Annotated in this window: 14 protein-coding genes; all 14 read left to right on the top strand. The window is 56.1% G+C overall.

What is annotated here, in order from left to right; genetic code table 11:
• Positions 1 to 35 precede the first annotated feature (35 nt).
• The 14 genes from NFU03_RS08465 to NFU03_RS08530 all read left to right on the top strand — a co-directional run bounded on the left by NFU03_RS08465 (position 36) and on the right by NFU03_RS08530 (position 20,240).
• Positions 36 to 1,136, top strand: coding sequence for a helix-turn-helix domain-containing protein (locus NFU03_RS08465; RefSeq protein ID WP_251637799.1), 1,101 nt, complete (start codon positions 36 to 38; stop codon positions 1,134 to 1,136).
• Positions 1,133 to 1,354, top strand: a complete 222-nt coding sequence (locus NFU03_RS08470; RefSeq protein ID WP_251637801.1) for a PLDc N-terminal domain-containing protein — start codon at positions 1,133 to 1,135, stop codon at positions 1,352 to 1,354. Before NFU03_RS08465 ends, NFU03_RS08470 begins: the two co-directional genes overlap by 4 nt.
• On the top strand, positions 1,344 to 2,243 hold the full coding sequence (locus NFU03_RS08475) for an ABC transporter ATP-binding protein (protein ID WP_251637803.1): 900 nt from the start codon (positions 1,344 to 1,346) through the stop codon (positions 2,241 to 2,243). Before NFU03_RS08470 ends, NFU03_RS08475 begins: the two co-directional genes overlap by 11 nt.
• Positions 2,240 to 3,004 (top strand): ABC transporter permease subunit, encoded by a 765-nt coding sequence (locus NFU03_RS08480; protein ID WP_251637805.1) that lies wholly within the window; start codon positions 2,240 to 2,242, stop codon positions 3,002 to 3,004. The genes NFU03_RS08475 and NFU03_RS08480 overlap by 4 nt, the downstream gene beginning before the upstream one ends.
• A 71-nt stretch (positions 3,005 to 3,075) precedes the next feature.
• Positions 3,076 to 3,675, top strand: a complete 600-nt coding sequence (locus NFU03_RS08485; protein ID WP_251637807.1) for a 3'-5' exonuclease — start codon at positions 3,076 to 3,078, stop codon at positions 3,673 to 3,675.
• 747 nt (positions 3,676 to 4,422) lie between these two features.
• Positions 4,423 to 5,379: a nuclease-related domain-containing protein gene (locus tag NFU03_RS08490; protein ID WP_251637808.1), complete on the top strand. Its 957-nt coding sequence runs from the start codon at positions 4,423 to 4,425 to the stop codon at positions 5,377 to 5,379.
• Positions 5,380 to 6,142: 763 nt separating this feature from the next.
• A complete protein-coding gene (locus tag NFU03_RS15755; protein WP_309296263.1) occupies positions 6,143 to 6,604 on the top strand; it encodes a YhdT family protein in 462 nt (153 codons plus the stop codon).
• Positions 6,601 to 8,043 carry a sodium/pantothenate symporter gene (gene panF, locus NFU03_RS08500; protein WP_251637809.1) on the top strand — a complete coding sequence of 481 codons (1,443 nt, stop codon included), beginning with the start codon at positions 6,601 to 6,603 and terminating at the stop codon, positions 8,041 to 8,043. The genes NFU03_RS15755 and panF overlap by 4 nt, the downstream gene beginning before the upstream one ends.
• A gap of 154 nt (positions 8,044 to 8,197) precedes the next feature.
• A complete protein-coding gene (locus NFU03_RS08505; protein WP_251637810.1) occupies positions 8,198 to 10,444 on the top strand; it encodes a 5'-nucleotidase C-terminal domain-containing protein in 2,247 nt (748 codons plus the stop codon).
• A gap of 230 nt (positions 10,445 to 10,674) precedes the next feature.
• Entirely contained in the window at positions 10,675 to 12,174 is a 1,500-nt protein-coding gene (locus NFU03_RS08510; protein WP_251637811.1) for an N-acetylmuramoyl-L-alanine amidase, read from the top strand.
• Positions 12,175 to 12,296: 122 nt separating this feature from the next.
• Complete coding sequence (locus NFU03_RS08515; RefSeq protein ID WP_251637812.1) at positions 12,297 to 14,231, top strand: S8 family peptidase; 1,935 nt, start codon at positions 12,297 to 12,299, stop codon at positions 14,229 to 14,231.
• Between the two features lie 856 nt (positions 14,232 to 15,087).
• Positions 15,088 to 16,170, top strand: coding sequence for a C40 family peptidase (locus NFU03_RS08520; RefSeq protein ID WP_251637814.1), 1,083 nt, complete (start codon positions 15,088 to 15,090; stop codon positions 16,168 to 16,170).
• A gap of 85 nt (positions 16,171 to 16,255) precedes the next feature.
• Positions 16,256 to 18,394, top strand: a complete 2,139-nt coding sequence (locus NFU03_RS08525) for an S-layer homology domain-containing protein (RefSeq protein WP_251637816.1) — start codon at positions 16,256 to 16,258, stop codon at positions 18,392 to 18,394.
• Positions 18,395 to 18,935: 541 nt separating this feature from the next.
• Complete coding sequence (locus NFU03_RS08530) at positions 18,936 to 20,240, top strand: hypothetical protein (protein WP_251637818.1); 1,305 nt, start codon at positions 18,936 to 18,938, stop codon at positions 20,238 to 20,240.
• Positions 20,241 to 20,358: the final 118 nt, after the last annotated feature.

Genomic DNA, 20,358 nt, shown 5'->3' on the forward strand with positions numbered 1-20,358 from the left:
CTTAACCTAACACCACAAACGAAGGAGGGGACAGCATGCTGCAGATCGGTTCCATCATCCACCGCGAACGCCAGCACCGCCAGATTACGCAGGAAACACTCGCCGCCCATTGCCAAGTATCAAAGGCGTCCGTGTCCAAATGGGAGAAAGGGCAGAGCTACCCGGACATCACGCTGCTGCCGAAAATCGCCGCCTATTTCGACCTCACCGTCGACGAACTGCTCGGCTATGAGCAGACACTCTCGAAACAGCAGATCCGCACACTGTACATGGACTACTCGAAACGGTTCGCGCACGAGCCGTTCGACGATGTCTACCCGGACGTCCTCGACGACGTCCGGCACGGCTACCGCGATGCCGGGCTGCTGCTGCAGATGAGCGTCCTCATGCTGAACCACTGTGTCCTCGCACCCGAGCCGCCGTCCGTCCTGGCTGCGGCAGGCCGCTGGCTCGAGCGCATCCGCACATTGTCCGACGACGTCTGGGTGCTCCGCCAGGTCAACTCGCTCCAGGCGACGATCGCTTCGATGCAAGGTGATCCGGAAACGACACTCCGTCTGCTCGACGGCGTCATCCGGCCGAGCATCGGCGACGAGGCGCTGCTGTCGACCGCCTACGAACAGCTCGGGCGGACGGACGACGCGAAGCGCACGATCCAGGTCGCGATGTACCAGAACCTCCTGCAGCTTGTCGGCGCCGCGCCGCATTACCTGCGCCTGGCCGCGGACGACCGCGGGGCATCCGCTGAAACGCTCCGGCGCACCGACGGCATCATCGATCTGTACGAACTGGAACAGCTCCACCCGAACGTCTGCCTGCTGTACTACATCGGCACCGCCCAGGCAGCCGCCGCCCAGGAAAACCGCGCGCAGCTGTACGCGTATTTATCCAAATATGTCCGGGTTTCAACGAAGTACCTGTTCCCGGTCGACTTGCACGGCGACCGCTACTTCGACCGGCTCGACGGCTGGATGGAAGAACTCGACCTCGGCACGAGCGCCTTGCGCAGCGACCGGCTCGTCAAACAGTCGGTCTTCGATGTCCTCGACGCACCGTATTTCACGCCGTACCAGGGCGACCAGGAAATGAAAGACTTAAAAGCCGAACTCCGCTTCGGACTGGAGGGAATCCAATGAACAATGATATCGACATGCTCATCGAATACTTGCCGTTCCTCGTGCCGCTCATCGTCCTGCAAGTCGGCCTCGCAATCTTTTCGGCGATCCACGTCATCCGCCACCCGCACTACCGCTTCGGCAATCAAATCATGTGGCTGCTGATCGTCGTCTTCATCCAATTCCTCGGCCCGCTTGCCTATTTCACCATAGGAAGGGGGGACCGGCATGATCATTGAAGTGAAGAACGTCACCAAACGGTTCGGTGCCAATGAAGTGCTGAAAGGCATCGACCTAGCGATACCGGAGCGCACGATCTGCGGTTTCGTCGGTGCGAACGGCGCCGGCAAGACGACGCTCATGCACTGCATGCTCGGGCTCATCCCGGTCACGACCGGCACGATCACGATCGCAGGCACGCCCGTCACATTCGGCCAGACCGCCTCGAACGAGCACGTCGGCTACCTGCCTGACGTCCCGGAATTCTACCCGTTCTACAGCGCACGAGACTACCTGGACCTGTGCGCCGTCATCACGAAACTGCCAAAATCGGAAAGCAGCACCCGCATCGCCGAGCTGCTCGACCTCGTCGGCTTAAGCGGCAACAAACGAGTGATCAGCACCTACTCCCGCGGCATGAAACAGCGGCTCGGCATTGCGCAGGCACTGCTCAACCGGCCGAAACTGCTCATCTGCGACGAACCGACTTCCGCCCTGGACCCCGCCGGCCGCGCGCAGATCCTGTCGATTCTGCAGGAAGCGAAGAAGGAGACCGCCGTATTCTTTTCGACGCATATTCTATCCGACGCGGAACAGATCTGCGACCGCATCGCCATGCTGCACGAAGGCCGGCTCATCTTTAACGACGACCTGCACCGTCTCGACGAGCAGACTTCCGGTGAATTCGCCTTCACATTCGCGCATCATACTATAGAAGAAACACGCGCACGGCTCGCCGATTACCCGGCCGAACTGCGCATCGATCACGGCGCCCTCATCGCAAGACTTCCTGGTGATGAAGCCCGGCTTTCATTCGCAAAAGAGCTCGCAAACCGCGGTCTGGTCATCGAAACGATGCAGCCGCACAAGAAGCCTCTCGAAGACGTCGTCATGGAGGTGCTCCGATGAATCCCTGGATCGGTTTCCTGAAAAAAGAATGGACGGAGAGCGTCAAATCGTACAAACTGCTGCTCGTCGCGGTCATCTTCTCGATCCTCGGCGTCCTGAACCCGTTCACCGCCAAGATCACGCCCGCACTCATGGAGAACTTCATGCCGGAAGGGACGGTCGTCAACATCCCTGAGCCGACCGCGCTCGATTCGTGGCTCCAGTTCTACAGCAACGTCCCGCAGATGGGCCTCGTCGTGTTCATCCTGCTGTTCTCGACGCTGATGTCGAAGGAACTCGACCGCGGCACACTCGTCATCCTGCTGACGAAAGGCTTGCGCCGCAGCACCGTCGTCACGACCAAATGGGTCATCGGCGCCGCCTACTGGACGCTCGCATTCCTGCTCGCCTTCAGCATCACGTACGCCTACACCGCCTGGTATTGGGATCAATCTATTCTGCATCATCTGGCGTTCGCCGTCAGCTGCGTCTATCTCTTCGGCTTGCTCATGTTCACACTCACGCTGTGGGGGAACACCGTCTTCGCGACAGGCTACGGCGGCCTGCTCGCCGCTGTGCTCGCCGTCATCGCGCTCTTCATCGCCGCGCTGTTCCCGGGGACCGACGCCTGGAACCCGATCGGACTGCTGACGTCGTCACCCGGCCTGCTCACCGGCGACGCACCCTTGAGTGATTTCACCGGCCCGCTGCTCGTCTCAATCGGCGCAATCGCCGTTCTGCTCGGGGCGACCGTATTTCATTTCAATAAAAAAGTATTGTAGACCCGAAATGAGCGTGACACGGCGTTTCAAGGGTATACTAGGGGAGACTACGAGAGAAGGAGAGCTGCCCCATGGACATCCACGAAAAAGCCATCCGCCTGCTGCAGGAAAAGGCCGAGCAGCCGAACCGATCACGGAAAACAACCTCGTCGAAATATAAAAAGAGCACGAAGGAAGTCGCCGATTACGTCGTCCTCGACTTCGAGACGACCGGCCTGCGCGCCGGTGCTGACCGCATCATCCAGATCGGCGCCATCCGCTACTTCAAGCATTGGAAAGACGAAGAACTGGATGTGCTCATCAACCCGCAGCGCCACATTTCACCGACCATCACACGCATCACTGGCATCTCGAACGAAATGGTCGCCGACGCGCCTATCATCGAAGACAAACTCGCGGAACTCGTCGACTTCATCGGCGACCTGCCCATCATCGCGCACAACGCCGCCTTCGACATGGGCTTCCTGTACGCGCTCGACGGCAAGGCCGGCATCACCCTCCCGGCTTACACCGTCATCGACACCGTCAAACTCGCACGCCAAAAGATCAAAGACACACCCAATCACAAACTCACAACCCTCACCCAGTACTTACAGCTCGAACACGACGCCCACAACGCAATCGGCGACTGCCGCGCGACTGCGGCGATTTACCAGCACTGCATATTATAAAAAGGAGCGGCCGAAGCCGCTCCTTTTTGCGTAGTACGGCTGCTCAGTGCTCAAGTAGGGTGGAAAACGCTCAAGCCAGAAGGAGAAACGCTCAAGCGAAGCGAGATACGCTCAAGCCAGAAGGTGAAACGCTCAAGCAAGACGAGAAACGCTCAAGCAAGGAGGGGAACCGCTCAAGCGAGGACGAAAAACGCTCAAGCAAGACGAAAAACCGCTCAAGTCCGCGGCACAACTTTTGGCATCTACTCCCCAAAAAAAGTCGCGACCATTTAGTCTTTCCCATGTACAGAGAGCAAAACCAAGATTAACTTGTCTGCTCGCTGCGCTGCGCCTTTTCTGTTAGGTCTACTTCCGCCGACAGTGCCACCACTCAAGAAAGATCCGCCAACCCTTAGTGCATGCAATGAAGTGCTCAAGCAAGGCGAGAACCGCTCAAGCTAGGAAGAGAAACGCTCAAGCAGGCAGAAGAACCGCTCAAGCGAGGGCGAGAACCGCTCAAGCAGTGCCATGAAACGCTCAAGCCAGGCAAGAAACGCTCAAGTCACCATCCCTCCCCACACCACCTCCTGCGGAACACCTACATCAGCCTCACACAATTCCAACTTGAAAACCAATATAAACACGACTGATCCACGCAGCCATTGGCCCCAGTCAAATTGTGTACAATCCTCGATAATTCGGCTTTGGCAAAACCCATATACTTTCAAAAGAAGAAGGGCTACACTTAAAAGAAAAAGAGGTGAGGCATTGCTCTACAAACCACGCAAAACCCCGAAAGAACTCATTGCCCTGCTGGCACTGGAAAAACGAATTGCCCCCACGCATCCACAATACCCGTTGATTTACCAGGAAATGTACAAAATGCGAGCTGGATTCGGTGGTGAGCAAGAGTACGACCGCCACATGAAAGAAGTCCGAACCGACTACCCGCACGCCATCCTCCATGATCTTTCCCTGCAACAAGAAGGCGTCTACTTCCAAATCGATTCACTGTTCATCGCACCTGACGCCATCATCATCTCAGAAATCAAAAACAGAACGGGCAAAATCATCATCAAAGCCAATCCGACTCAGTTCCTCCAGTCTATGAAGGAAAGCGAACCCTCACTTTTCCGCAGTCCAATCGACGAGCTGGAACGTAAACGGCAGTTGCTGGAAAGGTGGCTGGCCCAACGTAACATCATGGTCCCTATTCAGTGCATCACCATTTTTGCGCACAACAATATACTAGAATTTAGCGGCAAAACCGAAATCCCGATTCTGACAGGTTATGAAGCACCAATCTTTTTCAGGGGGAGAGAAACCGGTCCTCATCTGCTAGATAAAAGAAGGATCGAGAAGTTAGCGGCAGCACTGGTCCAACAAGACAAGCCCTATCCGATGCGACCGCTCAGTACTCGCTTTTCAATTAAAAAAGAAGAGTTGGTGAAGGGCGTCTGGTGTCCCGAATGCCCTGAAAAAACCATCTTGTACTGGAGACATCAGCGCTGGAATTGTGGAAGGTGCAGCAAAACCAGTCTGACTGAACACGAAACTACAATAGACGAGTGGTTCATGCTCATCACGCCTACTATCACCAACAAGGAATTTTGTGAATTTACTGGGTTACGCGATCGGCACATTGCCAAACGCCTCCTCGCCCGCAGCAAGGTATATAGAAGGGGAGAGCGGGCCGGCAGCGTCTATGTCCCTTTGAAAAACTAACAAGACTGGCAGAATAAAACCTTGAAAGGCGTTCCAACCAATGAACGCCTTTTTTGGTCGTCAATAAAGTACCGGAAATTTCCGCCAGTCCCTAGCGTTCTTACCTGTAACGATAAAGCGCTCAAGCTCAGTGTGGCATCGCTCAAGGCAGAGGGAGAACCGCTCAAGAGCATGCCGAACCGCTCAAGCTCAACGCGGAACCGCTCAAGCAAGGGAGCAAAACGCTCAAGTCAGTGGCGCAACGCTCAAGGAAGAAGGAGAAGCGCTCAAGAGCATGCTGAAACGCTCAAGCCCAGCGGGGAAACGCTCAAGCTCGGCAGGGAAGCGCTCAAGCCCGCGGCATGAACAAAAATCCCCACCCCCAACTAACATCGCGACCATTCATTCCTTCCCATGCACAGTGAGCAAAACCAGGATTAACTTGTCTGCTCGCTCCGCTGCGCCTTTACTGTTGGGCTGTCTTTGATAACTAGCACCACCATTCAAATGTGGTGTTTAAAGATTAAAATAGGGTAGTAGAGCGCTCAAGAGGGGAAGGGAAACGCTCAAGTCATGCCCACAAGCACTCAAGCAGTATCAGAAACGCTCAAGCATCTAGGGGAAGCGCTCAAGCTATGTGTACAAACGCTCAAGCCCAGCACGCAAACGCTCAAGCACCGCCCACAAACGCTCAAGCCAACACCGCAACCCCTACCCCCAACCCCCAAAATAAGCTATACTCAACAAACAAAGCCAACTCCATCCAAAAAGGAGGCACCGCACCATGCAGCACCACCAAAACACCCAACACAATCAGCCGAACGAGCGCCCGCAAGACCCGCGCTTCAAAACGGCGCATAAGGAAGCGTGGATCGGCGTCGCGCTCGCAGTGTTCAACTTCGTCTGGTGGTACGGGTTCGCATACGGGCTCGGCAGCAAGCCGGTCGACGAATATACATACATCCTCGGGCTGCCGGCGTGGTTCTTCTGGAGCTGCGTCGTCGGGTTCGTTCTCATGTCGGTGATCACTGTCGTGCTCGCAAAATTCGTCCTCACCGACATGCCGCTCGACGACGACCCGGCGTTCCGCCCGTACCCGGCTCCGCCGGCCAGCCCGTCGCCCGGTTCACCGAGCAACCCACCCGCCAACCCGTCGCCCGGTTCACCGAGCAACCCACCAACCAACCCGTCACCCGGCTCAACGCACGACACTAATCCATCCAGCCAGAAAGGACCTAACTCATGAACATCGGCGTACTCATTCCGCTCATCATCTTCCTCGTCGCGATCTTCGCGATCGGGTTCATCGCATCCAAACAAATGAGCGGCAGCACGGGCTTCCTGCAAGAATACTTCCTCGGCGGCCGTGAACTCGGCGGCTTCGTCCTGGCGATGACGATGGTCGCGACGTACGGCAGCGCGTCGAGTTTCCTCGGCGGGCCCGGTACCGCGTACACCGTCGGCTTCGGCTGGGCGCTGCTCGCGATGACGCAGGTCGTCACCGGGTACTTCGTCCTGCTCGTGCTCGGCAAGAAGTTCGCGATCCTCAGCCGGCGCTATGACGCCGTCACGATGATCGACTTCCTGAAGGCGCGCTATAACAGCCCGGCGGTCGCGATCCTGTCCGCCGCGGCGATCATCATCTTCCTGTTCTCGGCGATGACCGCACAATGGGTCGGCGGCGGCCGGCTCATCGAATCGCTCACGGGCCTCAGCTACACGTCGGCGCTCTTCATCTTCGCCGTCAGCGTCCTCGTCTACGTGACGATCGGCGGATTCCGCGCCGTCGCGCTCACCGACGCCGTCCAGGGCGCAATTATGGTAATAGGCACGCTCATCCTGCTCATCGGCGTCATCATCGCAGGCGGCGGCGTGCCCGCCATCATGCAGGATCTGCTCAATGAAAACCCGAACCTCGTCACGCCGTTCGGCGCCGACAGAAGCCTCACGCCGGCCTACGTCTCGAGCTTCTGGATCCTCGTCGGCGTCGGCGTCGTCGGCCTGCCGCAGATGGTCGTCCGCACGATGAGCTACAAAAGCTCCCGCGCCATGCACCGCGCGCTCGCCATCGGCACGATCGTCACCGGGTTCATCATGCTCAACATGCACCTGATCGGCGTCTTCGCGCGGCCCGTCATGCCCGGCATCGACGTCGGCGACAAAGTCATCCCGCTCGTCGCGCTCGAAGTGCTGCCGCCATGGCTTGCCGGCATCGTCCTCGCCGCTCCGATGGCCGCAATCATGTCCACCGTCGACTCGCTCCTGCTGCTCGTCAGCTCCGCCATCGTCAAGGACGTCTACTTGAGCTACGTCAAACCGCAGGCGACCGAAAAACAGGTCAAGACAATCAGCTTCGGCGTCACCGGCGTGCTCGGCATCATCGTCTTCCTGCTCGCCCTGCAGCCGCCCGACCTGCTCATCTTCCTGAACCTGTTCGCGTTCGGCGGGCTCGAGGCCGCCTTCATCTGGCCGATCGTCCTCGGGCTCTACTGGAAATATGGCAATAAAACCGGAGCACTCGCGTCCATGGTCACCGGCATCGGCAGCTACATCGCCATCCATTTCTACAACCAGGCGTACGGCGACCTGCTCGGCGTCCACACCGTCACCGTGCCCGTCGTCCTGTCGCTCATCGCCTATATCATCGGAAGCCTCGCGACCAGACGCGAGCCGTTCCGGTTCTGAACAGCGTCCTCCGCACACCGCGGAGGGCGTTTTAACGTTCCGTAAACTTCATTAAGACTTATCAAAAAAATACAAAATCATCTAGCCGGGACACTGGTAAACTGCTATGATAGTACTGCATGTCCAAACTACTAATCTAGGGGGCACAATCGTAATGAAGAAAAACACGAGATTCCTGGCAACTGCCGTTACAGCAGCCGCCGTCGCATCCGCCATCGCGGTACCGAGCGCATCCGCGGACACATCGAAATTCACGGACGTCTCCGACCGCTATGCAGACGCAGTCAACTTCCTGTGGGCGAACAACATCACGCAAGGGGTTGCCGCTGACAAATTCGGCACCATGTCCGACGTCAAACGTGTGGACGCAGCCGTATTCATCGCGAAACTCATGGGACTCGAGCCAGGCGGTGTGTATGCACCTTCCAGCTTCACAGATGTGCCGAAATCCTCAAAATGGGCAGTCGATGCACTGAAAGAAAAAGGCATCATCAGCGGGAAAAGCGCAACGAAATTCGGCGCGAACGAACAGCTGACACGCGGGGAAGCCGCAGCCATGATCGTCAAAGCCGCTAAAATCGAAGCGGACCTCAGCAAAACCGAAACGAAATTCACAGATGTCAATAAACGCTTCGCACCATACGTGCAGGCACTCGTCGACGAAAAGATCGCGAACGGCAAAACCGACAAAACGTTCGGCACATCCATGCCCGTCACACGCGGCGAACTCGCGATGCTCCTCAACAACGGCAATGCGAAATTCGGCTATCTCGACCTGCTCGTCATGCACATGAACGACCATCACGCATATCTCGACAACTTCCCGTACATTTCGACAGTCGTCAAAGACCTGCGGGCAACTCATAAGAACAACCTGCTCCTCCATGGCGGTGACGTATTCTCAGGCGATCTGTACTGGAACAAGTACAAAGGCCTGGCCGACGTCGCGATGATGAACTACCTCGGATTCGACGCCGTCACATTCGGCAACCATGAATTCGACGAAGGCGGCAGCAAAGAAGGGCACACGGCATTGCGCAACTATATCCTCGGTGCGAAATTCCCTGTACTCGGCGCGAACCTCGACTTCAAAGGAGACGAGAAACTGAAATCCCTCTATAAAGGCGGCATCGCGGAAAACGCGAAAGGCGGGGAAATCTACGACGGCAACATCGTCGAAATCGACGGCCAGAAAGTCGGTATGTTCGGTCTGACGACGGAAGATACGGTCAACATTTCAAGCCCGGCTGACGTCGACGTCCTCAGCTACATCACCCGTGCGAAAGAAACGGTCGCTGCCCTTGAGGCGAAAGGCGTTGACAAGATCATCGCCATCACCCACGTCGGAGTGGACGAAGCTGCCAAGGCAGGAAGCGACCAAGCACTCGCGAAAGCGGTACCGGGCATCGACGTCATCGTCGGCGGCCACACGCATACGCCATTGAAAGAACCGATCACGATTACGAATGAAAACGGCCACAAGACGGTCATCGTCCAGGCTGGCCAGTACGGCGAATACCTCGGTACGCTTGACGTGAAGTTCAACCCGCAAGGTGAGATCTACTGGAACCACGGCGAACTCGTCAAGATCGATACGAAGACGATGAAAGCTGACAAACAAGCAGAAGCAGTCCTGGCACCGTTCAAAGCCGGGAAGGAAGAGCTGAAAAAAGAATCGATCGGCGTCTCGTCTGACGCGGACCTCAGCGGTGCACGTGACTCGAACGCGGAAGGTGCGTCAAGTGTCCGCCACAACGAAACGAACCTTGGAAATCTAATTGCAGATGCGATGCTGTCAAAAGCGAAAACACTGCCGGGCATGGACAAAGCAACCGTTGTCGCTATGCAGAACGGCGGCGGAATCCGGACGAGCATCGAAGCCGGCGACATCACAGTCGGCAGCGTCATGCAGGTCCTTCCATTCGGCAACCCGCTCGCCATCATCGAGTCGAACGGCAAAGAAGTGAAAGAAGCGCTTGAGCGCAGCGTCGGCGGTTCGTTGATCGCTGAAGGCAAAGGCCTGAAGGAAGACGGCGGATTCCTCCACGTTGGCGGCATGAAGTTCACATATGACAGCACGAAGGAATCCGGGAAGCGCGTCATCGACGTCCTCGTCCAGGAAGGCGATAAGTTCGTACCGCTCACAGACGACATGAAAGTCTACATCGCGACGAACTCCTTCACAGCACGCGGCGGAGATGACTACAAAGTGTTCGAAAAAGCATCCAGCGAAGGACGCGTTTCGGATCCTGGCTTCTCCGACACACAAAACCTGATTGAGTACCTCCAGTCACTCGGAGACAAGATCGATCCGAAAGTCGAAGGGCGCATTATCGATACGTCACTCGAAACGCAGCAAAACGGATACAAAGTTCCAGTTGCGGCAGAAACAACTAAATAAAAAAATTAAAAAAGCGCCGGATCCTCAGTTGTACGAGAATCCGGCGTTTTCTGCAAAGTGCACCATGACGGCTTTTACAGCAGGCAAGCGAGCGTCAATTCATCCGGTAATCGGGCAGAAAATGGCGGAACCTATTAAACTACCCCAATTTAGGCCGATAGAAACATAGAGAAATACAAAGAATTGTTGTATCCTTTACGGTAACGACAAAAATTTGGAGGATTGTACCATTGAAGAAATTAGCAGCATGCCTTACTTTATCTCTCGCAGCGCTTGTCCCATTCGGACAGGAGTCCCATGCAGCCACTACGTTCACGGACGTTGGAACGACACACCGTGCCCAGGCTGAAATCTACTACCTCGTCGATGGCGGAATCGTCGGCGGCGTCTCCTCAACACGATTCGTCCCGGAACAGCAAGTGACACGTGACCAAGCGGCAGCGATGATCGGCCGCACGCTCAACTTGAACGGCGAACAGCGCGCGACGAAATTCAAAGACGTCGGCTCGAACAACTTCGCATCCGGCTACATACAGCAGCTCGTCGACAAAGGCATCATCTCCGGTTACCTGGACGGCTCCTTCAAGCCGAAGAACACTCTGAGCCGCGGTGAGATGGCCCTTATCATCAGCCGGGCATTCGAGTACAACTCCAGCTCTGTCAGCTCTGCTGCAAGCTCGCTCATGAAGAAAGGGATCGCAGCCGGTATCGCGGACGGCACATTCGGCGAATCCCAGACCCTGAAACGGGGAGACTTCTCCGTATTCCTCGCCCGGTCCATCAACGCGGACTTCCGGACGGCGAACAATGAGAAATTCGACCGCAACTACTATGTCAATACGAATGACGGAACTGCGCTCAACATGCGCAAAGGACCGGGCACGAGCTACACGTCTATCGGCTCCATCCCGACAGGCAAGATCGTCTCGGCTGCCTACTCCGTCGGTGACTGGGTGTACATTTCATCCGACAATGTCAAAGGATTCGTCCACTCGGCCTACCTGCAGCTGGACAAGCCGTCAGACGATGAAGTCGTAACACCGCCGGCGAAGCCGACACCTGATCCGACGCCACTGCCGACACCGCCTGGCAAAAAGCCATTGAAAGACGTGGTCGTTGTCATTGACGCAGGTCACGGCGGAAAGGACAGCGGATCAGTAGGTAATGGATTCTTGGAAAAGAACATCACACTGAACATTGCAAAGAAAATGGAAGCATACTACAAGAACGTACCTATCCAGGCGAAGATGACACGGACGACTGACACGTTTATCGAATTGGAAGACCGTGCGGCGTATGCGAAGAAAGTGAACGGCAGCATTTTCATGTCGATCCATAACAATTCCTTCTCAAACGAATCTGCGAACGGTACGGAAACCTACTACTACACCCGATCAGCGGCTACGAATCCGAATGCCGCTCAGTCCAAAGCGCTCGCCCGCTACACGCAGAACCGCATGCTCGAAGCGTGGGGGCTCACAGATCGCGGAGTCAAGCCCGGTCCATGGCTGGTTATCAAGTATAACACCGTTCCCGCAGTCCTAGCGGAAGTCGGTTTTATCTCAAATAAGAAAGACATGGGTCTCATGGGAACGGAAGCCGGCCGCCAGAAACTCGCGAAAGGCCTGTTCCTCGCAACACTCGATTACTACTATTACTATGAAGGACGGACAGACGTCTTGCCGCTGTACAGCACAGTCAACGGTACGCCGAGTGGCAAACTGCACTGATGTCCCGCCCCACTCGTTCACCAGAGCGAGTGGGGTTTTTATTTTTCAACCCTTGTCCGAACTAGACGCGGACGGGGTATAGAGTCATAATATACATACCAATCTATAAAAGGAGTGATCCCGTGAGAAAGTTAGGAATTGCCGTCGTGTTCGCTCTCGGCCTGCTGCTGCCAATCCAGGCGCACGCAGAAGAACGCACCGACTGGCTGTTGAAAGGATCGGCGGACGACCTCAGCGCGATCGCGCATGACGTTACGCCGTTCACCAAGCAATTCAGGCAGGCACCGCTCGGACAGATCCGCCTGACACAGGAAGAACTTGCACTCATCCGAACGAATTATCCGCAAGTCGAACTGTACCCGAACTTGGAATACGGAGTGGCCGACACAACCGAAACACCCGCGCCGCCTTCCCAGATCACCTACCCGAAACGTTTCGCCCTCATCAACACCACACCTGACGTGATCGCTCCCTATACAGGTAAAGGCGTCAAAGTCGCCGTCCTCGACAGCGGGGTCGACACGACACACAGTAAACTCCTCGTCAAAAGCGGCTTCTGTGCGCTGCCGAAAGACGAATGCGCAACCGGCACCGTGCCCTATGCGGATGACCTCGGCCACGGCACCCACGTCGCCGGCATCCTTGCTGCCCAAAAAGCGAGCAACGGCACGCTCGGTGTCGCACCCGGCGTCGAATTATACGCCATCAAAGCCATCAACCAGTACGATTCCGGCACGACCGCCGATATCATCGCAGGCGTCGAATGGGCCATCAACAACAACATCAGCATCCTCAACATGAGCATCACGACCAACCGGGATGACCCCGCGTTGAAGTTAATGCTCGAAAAAGCATACGCCAAAGGCATGATTCTCGTCGCGGCAGCAGGCAACGAAGAATTCGGCGACAACAAGGATTCCGTCCAGTATCCGGCGAAATACCCGACCGTCATCGCCGTCACGGCCGTCGCCAGCAATAAAGAACGGTTCCTCGAAGCATCGATGGGGCCGGAAGTCGAACTCGCAGCACCCGGCGTGGACATCTTCAGCACGTACCCGCGGGCGCTTGACGACGACGGCAAGAAAGACGGCTATTACGAGCTTTCCGGCACATCGATGGCGGCACCGCATGTGTCTGGAATCGCTGCGCTGCTGAAAGAACGCTTCCCGGATCTGACGAACGTCCGCCTGCGCTCGCTCCTCGCGAACACCGCCGAAGACCTCGGCGCGAAAGGCCGTGACCGCCAGTTCGGCTACGGACTCGTCCGCTATCCGGCGACAGTCGACGACATCCCGATCATGACGCAGTATACGCAAAAGGGGAAAGTCGTCTTCGAACTGTCGAACGCCGACAAAACGACCGCGCGCCAGCTCAAAATCGAAGGCCGCGCGATCCCGGAACAGTCCCCGGGCAAGTGGGAGACCTACATGCTGTCCGGAACGTACAAAGGCAAATACGCCATCATGACAAAAACCGGCAAGCAGATCCAGGAAGACATCATCCTCAAGATCGACGGAACAAGCTACAAAGACGTCGGCGGTCTCAAATGGTACGCACCGCAAATCGCCTATCTGGCCGACAAACAGCTGATCTTCGGCTTCCCGGGCAACGCATTCCGCCCGGATCAGAAGATCACCCGTGCGGAAGCGGTCGCCATCATGGGCCGTGCGACCGGCCTGAACGGCGAACAGCGCAAGACCGTTTTCCGCGACGTCAACCCGAGCAGCTTCGCCTCCGGCTACATCCAGTCGGCGCTCGAAAGCGGCCTGCTGAGCGGCTTCCCGGACGCGACATTCCGTCCGAGCCAGCCCGTCACCCGCGGCGAAATGGCGCTCCTCCTGCAGCGGGCCTTCAAACTGCAGGCCAACACAGGACAGAAATCGCCATTCAAAGACATGACGCCGAACGTCTCCAGCTACGAAGCCGCCCTCGCCCTGACCCAGGCAGGCGTGACGAAAGGCTACCCGGACGGCACCTTCAAACCGCAGGAAACGATGTCGCGCGCCACCTACAGCGTCTTCCTCGCGAACGCCGAAAACCCGAAGTTGTTCCAATGAAACCCTGTAAACCGCGTGCTTCCACTGGAAGCCGCGGTTTTTTCGTGCGGCGTTGGCGGCCGGCGCGGGCTAACCGCTCCATTATCGCCCCTAACCGCTCCATTCCGCCCACGAACCGCTCCATTCCCGCTGCCCGCGGCACGACACCCCAGCCTCCAACCAAAAATAGCTCGCGACCATTCCGCCCTTCCAACTGACAAACCAAGGCTAAATGGTCTGCTCGCTCCGCTGCGCCTTTTCTGTTAGGGAAGGGAAGCGCTCAAGCATAGCTGCCAACCGCTCATTTCCCACGGCTAACCGCTCAATTCCCACAACTATCCGCTCCATTCCGCCCGCTATCCGATCAATTACCACGGCTAACCGCTCCATTCAACGCGCGAACCGCTCGTTTCCGCGCTCCAACCGCTCCATTCCCGCGGCACGACACCCCAGCCCTCAACCAAAGAATTGCTCGCGACCATTCCGCCCTTACAACTGGCAGACCAAGACTAACTTGTCTGCTCGCTCCGCTGCGCCTTTTCTGTTAGGGAAGGGAAGCGCTCAAGCATAGCCGACAAAAGCTCAAGCAAGTGGGGAAGCGCTCAAACACAGCTGCCAACCGCTCAAGCAAGGAGCAGAACCGCTCAAGCCAGCATCACAAGCGCTCAAGCACAGCCATCAACCGCTCAAGCAAGCCACCCCAAAAAACCAAACTTCCCAGTATATAACCCAACTCAACAATATAAACACAATTCCGCCACTTGTAACACAACTGTAATATAGACCCGCAACCTTTTCTGTTACCATAGAAGCAAGTAAACATTACAAGATTGTAAGATTCATAGAAGCAGCCCATCATCCTAAATCGAGGTGCGACATGAAAAAGCAGACCGTCCTGTTCTTGGCCATCGTGTTAGCGTTTGCAAGCGTATTCACCGTCCTGCCGCAAAAGTCCAGCGCAGCCGTCACGGGAGACAGCATCCTCGCCTACGCTAAGAAATTCGAAGGCACGCCGTATCTGTTCGGTGGATCAACACCGGAAGCATTCGACTGCTCCGGCTACATCCTGTACGTCTACAAATTCTTCGGCATCAACCTGCCGCGCACATCGGAAACACAATACCAAGTCGGCACCGCTGTCCCGCGCAGCGACTTGCGCGCCGGAGACCTCGTGTTCTTCGAGAATACATACAAGCAAGGGATCTCGCACACAGGCATCTATATCGGCAACGGCGACTTCCTCTCCGCGAAAACAGGCGGAGTCGGCATCGCGAACTTGGACACCCATCCCTATTGGGCACCGAAATATGTCGGCGCGAAGCGGGTGACAGGCGTCACAGCACCGGCGCCACAAAAGCCGTCAACACCGGCACCAGCGCCGTCCAAACCGGCACCGGCACCACAGCCGGCGCCTGTCGTACCATCCGCAACATTCAGCGACGTCGCAACGAAGCACCCGGCATTCAGTGCCATCGAAACACTCAGCAAGCAGAGCATCATCAGCGGCTTCAAAGACGGCTCCTTCCAGCCTGACACCGAAGTCACACGCGGACAAGCCGCCACGATGATCAACCGCGTCCTGAAACTCCGTCCGCGGTTCCCGCTCAGCTACAGCGACGTCCCGGCAAACCACGCGTTCGCGAAAGACATCGCCGCAATGAGCGATGCCGGCATCCTGAGCGGCTACGAAGACGGCTCGTTCGGCATGTACGATCCGCTGACGAAAGCGCAGCTCGCGATCATCCTCGACCGCGCGTTCAGCCTGAGCCAGACGGCATCGAGCCTGACGACACCGCCGTACGTCGACGTACCGGTCACTTACCGCGCGGCGAACGCCATCAGCGCATTGAAGAAAATGGACAAGACCACGGTCTTCCAGACAGCGAACTTCTCGATCAACGCCAACGCCACACGCGCCCAGTTCTCTGCAGCGCTCTACAGCGTCGGCAATATCCAGTAAGACAACAAAATGCCGCCCCGGATTCCAACTCGCAGGGCGGCATTTCCTTGTATAAAACCCGTATTCAAAAGGAGGCAACACCATCATGACATCACAGCGCATCCCAGCAAAACTCGCAGCACTGCTCACCGCATTCCTGCTGCTCTTCTCACTCATGATTCCGGCAACGAAAGCACACGCCGACGAACTCACCGGCCGTACACTCGAAAAAGAACTCCGCGAAATGATCGACAAAGGCATCCTCTCCGGCTACAGCGACGGCTCCTACCGCCCGGCAGAAGAAGTCTCCCGCGGCCAGTTCGCGGCCTTCATCGCACGTGCTCTGAAACTGCCTGACGCAACCGGCAGCTTCCAGGACGTCCCGAAAAATAGCAAACTCGCAAAAGACATCTACCGTGTCCAGAAAGCCGGCATCATGGGCGGCTACAGCGGCGGCATCTTCAAGCCCGACGCGCCGATCACACGCGAGCAAGTGTCCATCACGATGATGAACGTCCTGAACTACAGCGAAATGGTGCTCCAGGAAACACGCATCGACTTCACCGATCTGAAACAGTTCCAATCGTCCGGCAGCGTCCGCGCCGCCTACTACAACATCCGCTACGGCATCATCAGCGGCATCCCGAACAAAGACGGCTCCATGCGGTTCGAGCCGAAAGCGAACGCAACCCGCGAACAGGCTGCAGCCTTCATCAGCCGCTTCCTGAAAGCGGTCGACGCATACGAACCGCCATCCCTGCCGTCGATCCCGGAAACACCGGAACAGCCGCCGGTGCCGGAAGACCCGAAAGATCCGACACCGCCAACACCGGAACCACCCGTCAATACGAGCGACTACTACATCGCGACCATTTCAAATGGCAAGCTCGTCAAGCAGTCGAAAGGCTATGCGGAATACCTAGACGCGGCAAATGAATTTAACAAGAACAGCGCCATCCAGGCGATGTACCGCGGCAACGAAATCGTCCGCGTCCGCAGCGGCTTTGCCTTCGGAGACAATTTCTCCCCAGCCGGCGCTAAAGAAAATACAATTATTTACAAAGACTACGATGCATCCGCACCATTAGAAAAAAGGTTCAAAAATAAGCTCACCTACATCCAGCAGGGCCGGGAGATGAAATATCTCGGTTCGAATGATGAATATATCCGCGTCCAGGTCGGCGCGACTGAAGGATACGTCAAGCACTCGGAAACAGATCTGATCCCTGCACAACTCGCACCGAACCGGGACCACTACACGGTGAGCGAGTGGGGGACACTGACACACCACATCTATAACTACATGACGAAGGAAAAGGCCAGCTACTACGTCCAGCTCGCACCGGACTTCCTGAAGAAGAACGGCACGTACTACAGCCCGGACGGCGTCCATTTCTACGACACGAACCAGAAGTTCGTCGGCACATTCCTGCCATACTTCCAGTTCCTGTCCGCCCGTTCGACGACCAGTTACACAGGTGCAGAGCTCGACTCACTTATTAACAAAGTGCTGAAAGACCGTGAAAAATACGGCGGCCGCTATGCGAACGCCTCGAAGAACTCTAAACTCGTCGGACTCGGCAAAGACTTCAAAAAGCTCGAACAAGACTACAACATCAATGCATTGCTAATCCTGTCACTTGCCGTCCATGAAGGCGACTATGGAATCAGTGAAACAGCATTGAAGTGTAACAATCTCTTCGGTCTATACAAATACGACAGCCTGACGCAGCTCTGCCTGAAACAAGGGACATTCGATAAGCCGATCGACAGTGCCGTCGCGCTCGTCAACGACTTCCTGAACCCGAACTACATGGACCCGGCCAACAAGCTCGGCCGCGCACAAGGCGCCGCATTCGGCAATAAAACGACCGGCTTCAACGTCAACTACGCCTCCGACCCGACATGGGGCGCAAAAGCTGGCGCACACATGTATGACCTCGACAAAGCAGCCGGCGGCAAAGACTACGGCCGCTACCTGAAATTCGCGCTCACCAACGTCGAGTCAACCGTCAACGTCCGCAAAGCACCGGGCACCAGCTCGCCGATCCTGTACACGTACACACCGCGCTACAATGGCACGTACGCCAAAACAAGCAACGGCCTGCCGCTCGGCTACCCGCTCACCGTCATCAGCGAAACAAAAGATGACAAAGGCAACACCTGGTACGAAGTCTTCAGCGACGACGCCCGCTACAAAACCGGCTACATCAGCGCAGACGTCGTCACCATCGTCAACAACTAAAAAAACGGCCCTCCCAGTGTTTCGGGAGGGCCTTTCTATTGCAATCAACCCCCGCGTCCCGCGAACCGCTCCATTCCGGCGGCTAACCGATCAATACCCCCGCCTAACCGATCGATTCCGCCCGCGAACCGCTCAATTCCACTGCCGAACCGCTCCATTCCCCTCGCTAACCGATCAATCCCACTGCCAAACCGCTCGATTCCATCGGCAAACCGATCAATAACGCGGTCGAACCGATCAATCCCACCGCCGAACCGCTCCATTCCCACGCCCGCGGCCCGTCCCGAGCCCCGAAATCCCCAATGCTCGCGACCATTTAGCTTGTCTGGCTCCGCTGTCGCTCCGCCTTTACTGTCAGAGACGTGCAAATGGAGGCATACCTCATGAAAATCGCTGCAAATACCAGAAGCGGCTTCCGACACATCATCCCTCTAGTTTTCCAGATCCTCCCGCTATGATAGGATAGGGGAAAGCTAGCTAATATGCCGAAGAATGCAGACAGCAGCAATTTCAGAAATCCACCCGGAGGTGAAAAGATCAGATGGTGAAGATTGCTTTGTTCGGCTCATCTGAAACAATCCAGCTCATAACATCATTTGAAGCGGAATTGGATGGCATAAAACTGGAAACTTTCCGCTACCTGGCTGTCGAAGACTTAGAGAGACTTCTCCCGCTAGCGGCGGACTGCGAGGTCTACCTGTTCTCAGGTATTCTTCCATACCGTCATGCGGAGTGTCTGCTCGGGCAATTCGACAAGCCCGCGGTTTACATGGAGGACAATGAGCTGAATGTATCGCTTACCTTGCTCCACATCCTGTCACGTAATCTCTGTCCGTTGGATCGATTGTCCATCGATCTGCCGGACCGTCGTTATGTAGATGATATTGTCCGCCAGCTGCGCTTGGATCCGGCGCCGACCCACGTCAAAGATTTCGCGTGGCTTCATACGACAAAATGCCCGCAATTCGAAACGGAGCCAATCCAGTTGTTCCACAAAGACCTATGGAATGCCGGAAAAACCTCATTGGCTGTCACCAGCATCCACTCCGTCTATGATCAGCTTGTGGAACAGGGGATTCCCAGCCTGCGGTTCATCGATGCGGACAATACGGTAAGGGATGTCCTGTTACGTGCAAAGCAGGCTGGAGTCCTGCAACAGACACAGCTCGCCCAAGTAGCCGTCTGCCTGATCGACGTCTCAGGCGAAACCGTACAGCAAATTTCTGCAGATGGAATGGCCTTGGTCAAGGAGGCGATGCTGACAGCTGCGCGACAAGTGAATGGAGAAATCCAGCAGATCGGCCCCTTGGAATTTGAATATTTTGGAACGAAAGGGAGCATTCAATTCCTGCTTGATCAAAGCAGCCTGCTGAACCCGGTCATTTCCGCTGCAAACAATCTATCCGCAACCCTGCAGGCGGGAGCTGGATACGGAAGAACAATAACGGAAGCTAAGAAGAATGCAGCGATCGCGTTGTCTCACAGTGAACCCGAACAGCATTCGTTCATCGTCGTCACCGAAGAAAAAGAGGTGATCAATCCGTTGGCCAAACAGCAGATCCGGACGTTATCGACCACTGACAGCCATATCCGGTACTTGGCCAATACAGCGAAAGTCAGCATTCCAAACCTTGTCAAGATGCAGCAGTTCCTGCAAGCACGTGCGGCCAGTTCGTTCACGTCGGATGATATCGCGGATTATTTCCAACTTACGAAACGCAGTGCAGAGAGGATGTTGAAAAAATATATGGATGCTGGATGGCTTCATATTGTGGGTGAAGAGCATCCTCATCGTAATGGGCGTCCACGTGCCGTCTATCAGTTGGAGTTCCCCCTCACTGAGTGACCGGGAGGCGGTTTTCTGTCCTTGCGCACAATAAATTTAAAATAATCTAATAACTAGTTGACATATTATTTTGCCTTCACTATGATTATAAGATAAGTTAGCGTCCATATACCGACGT

The sequence above is a fragment of the Sporosarcina sp. NCCP-2716 genome (assembly GCF_023707985.1).
In the GTDB taxonomy this organism is placed as follows: Bacteria; Bacillota; Bacilli; order Bacillales_A; family Planococcaceae; genus Sporosarcina.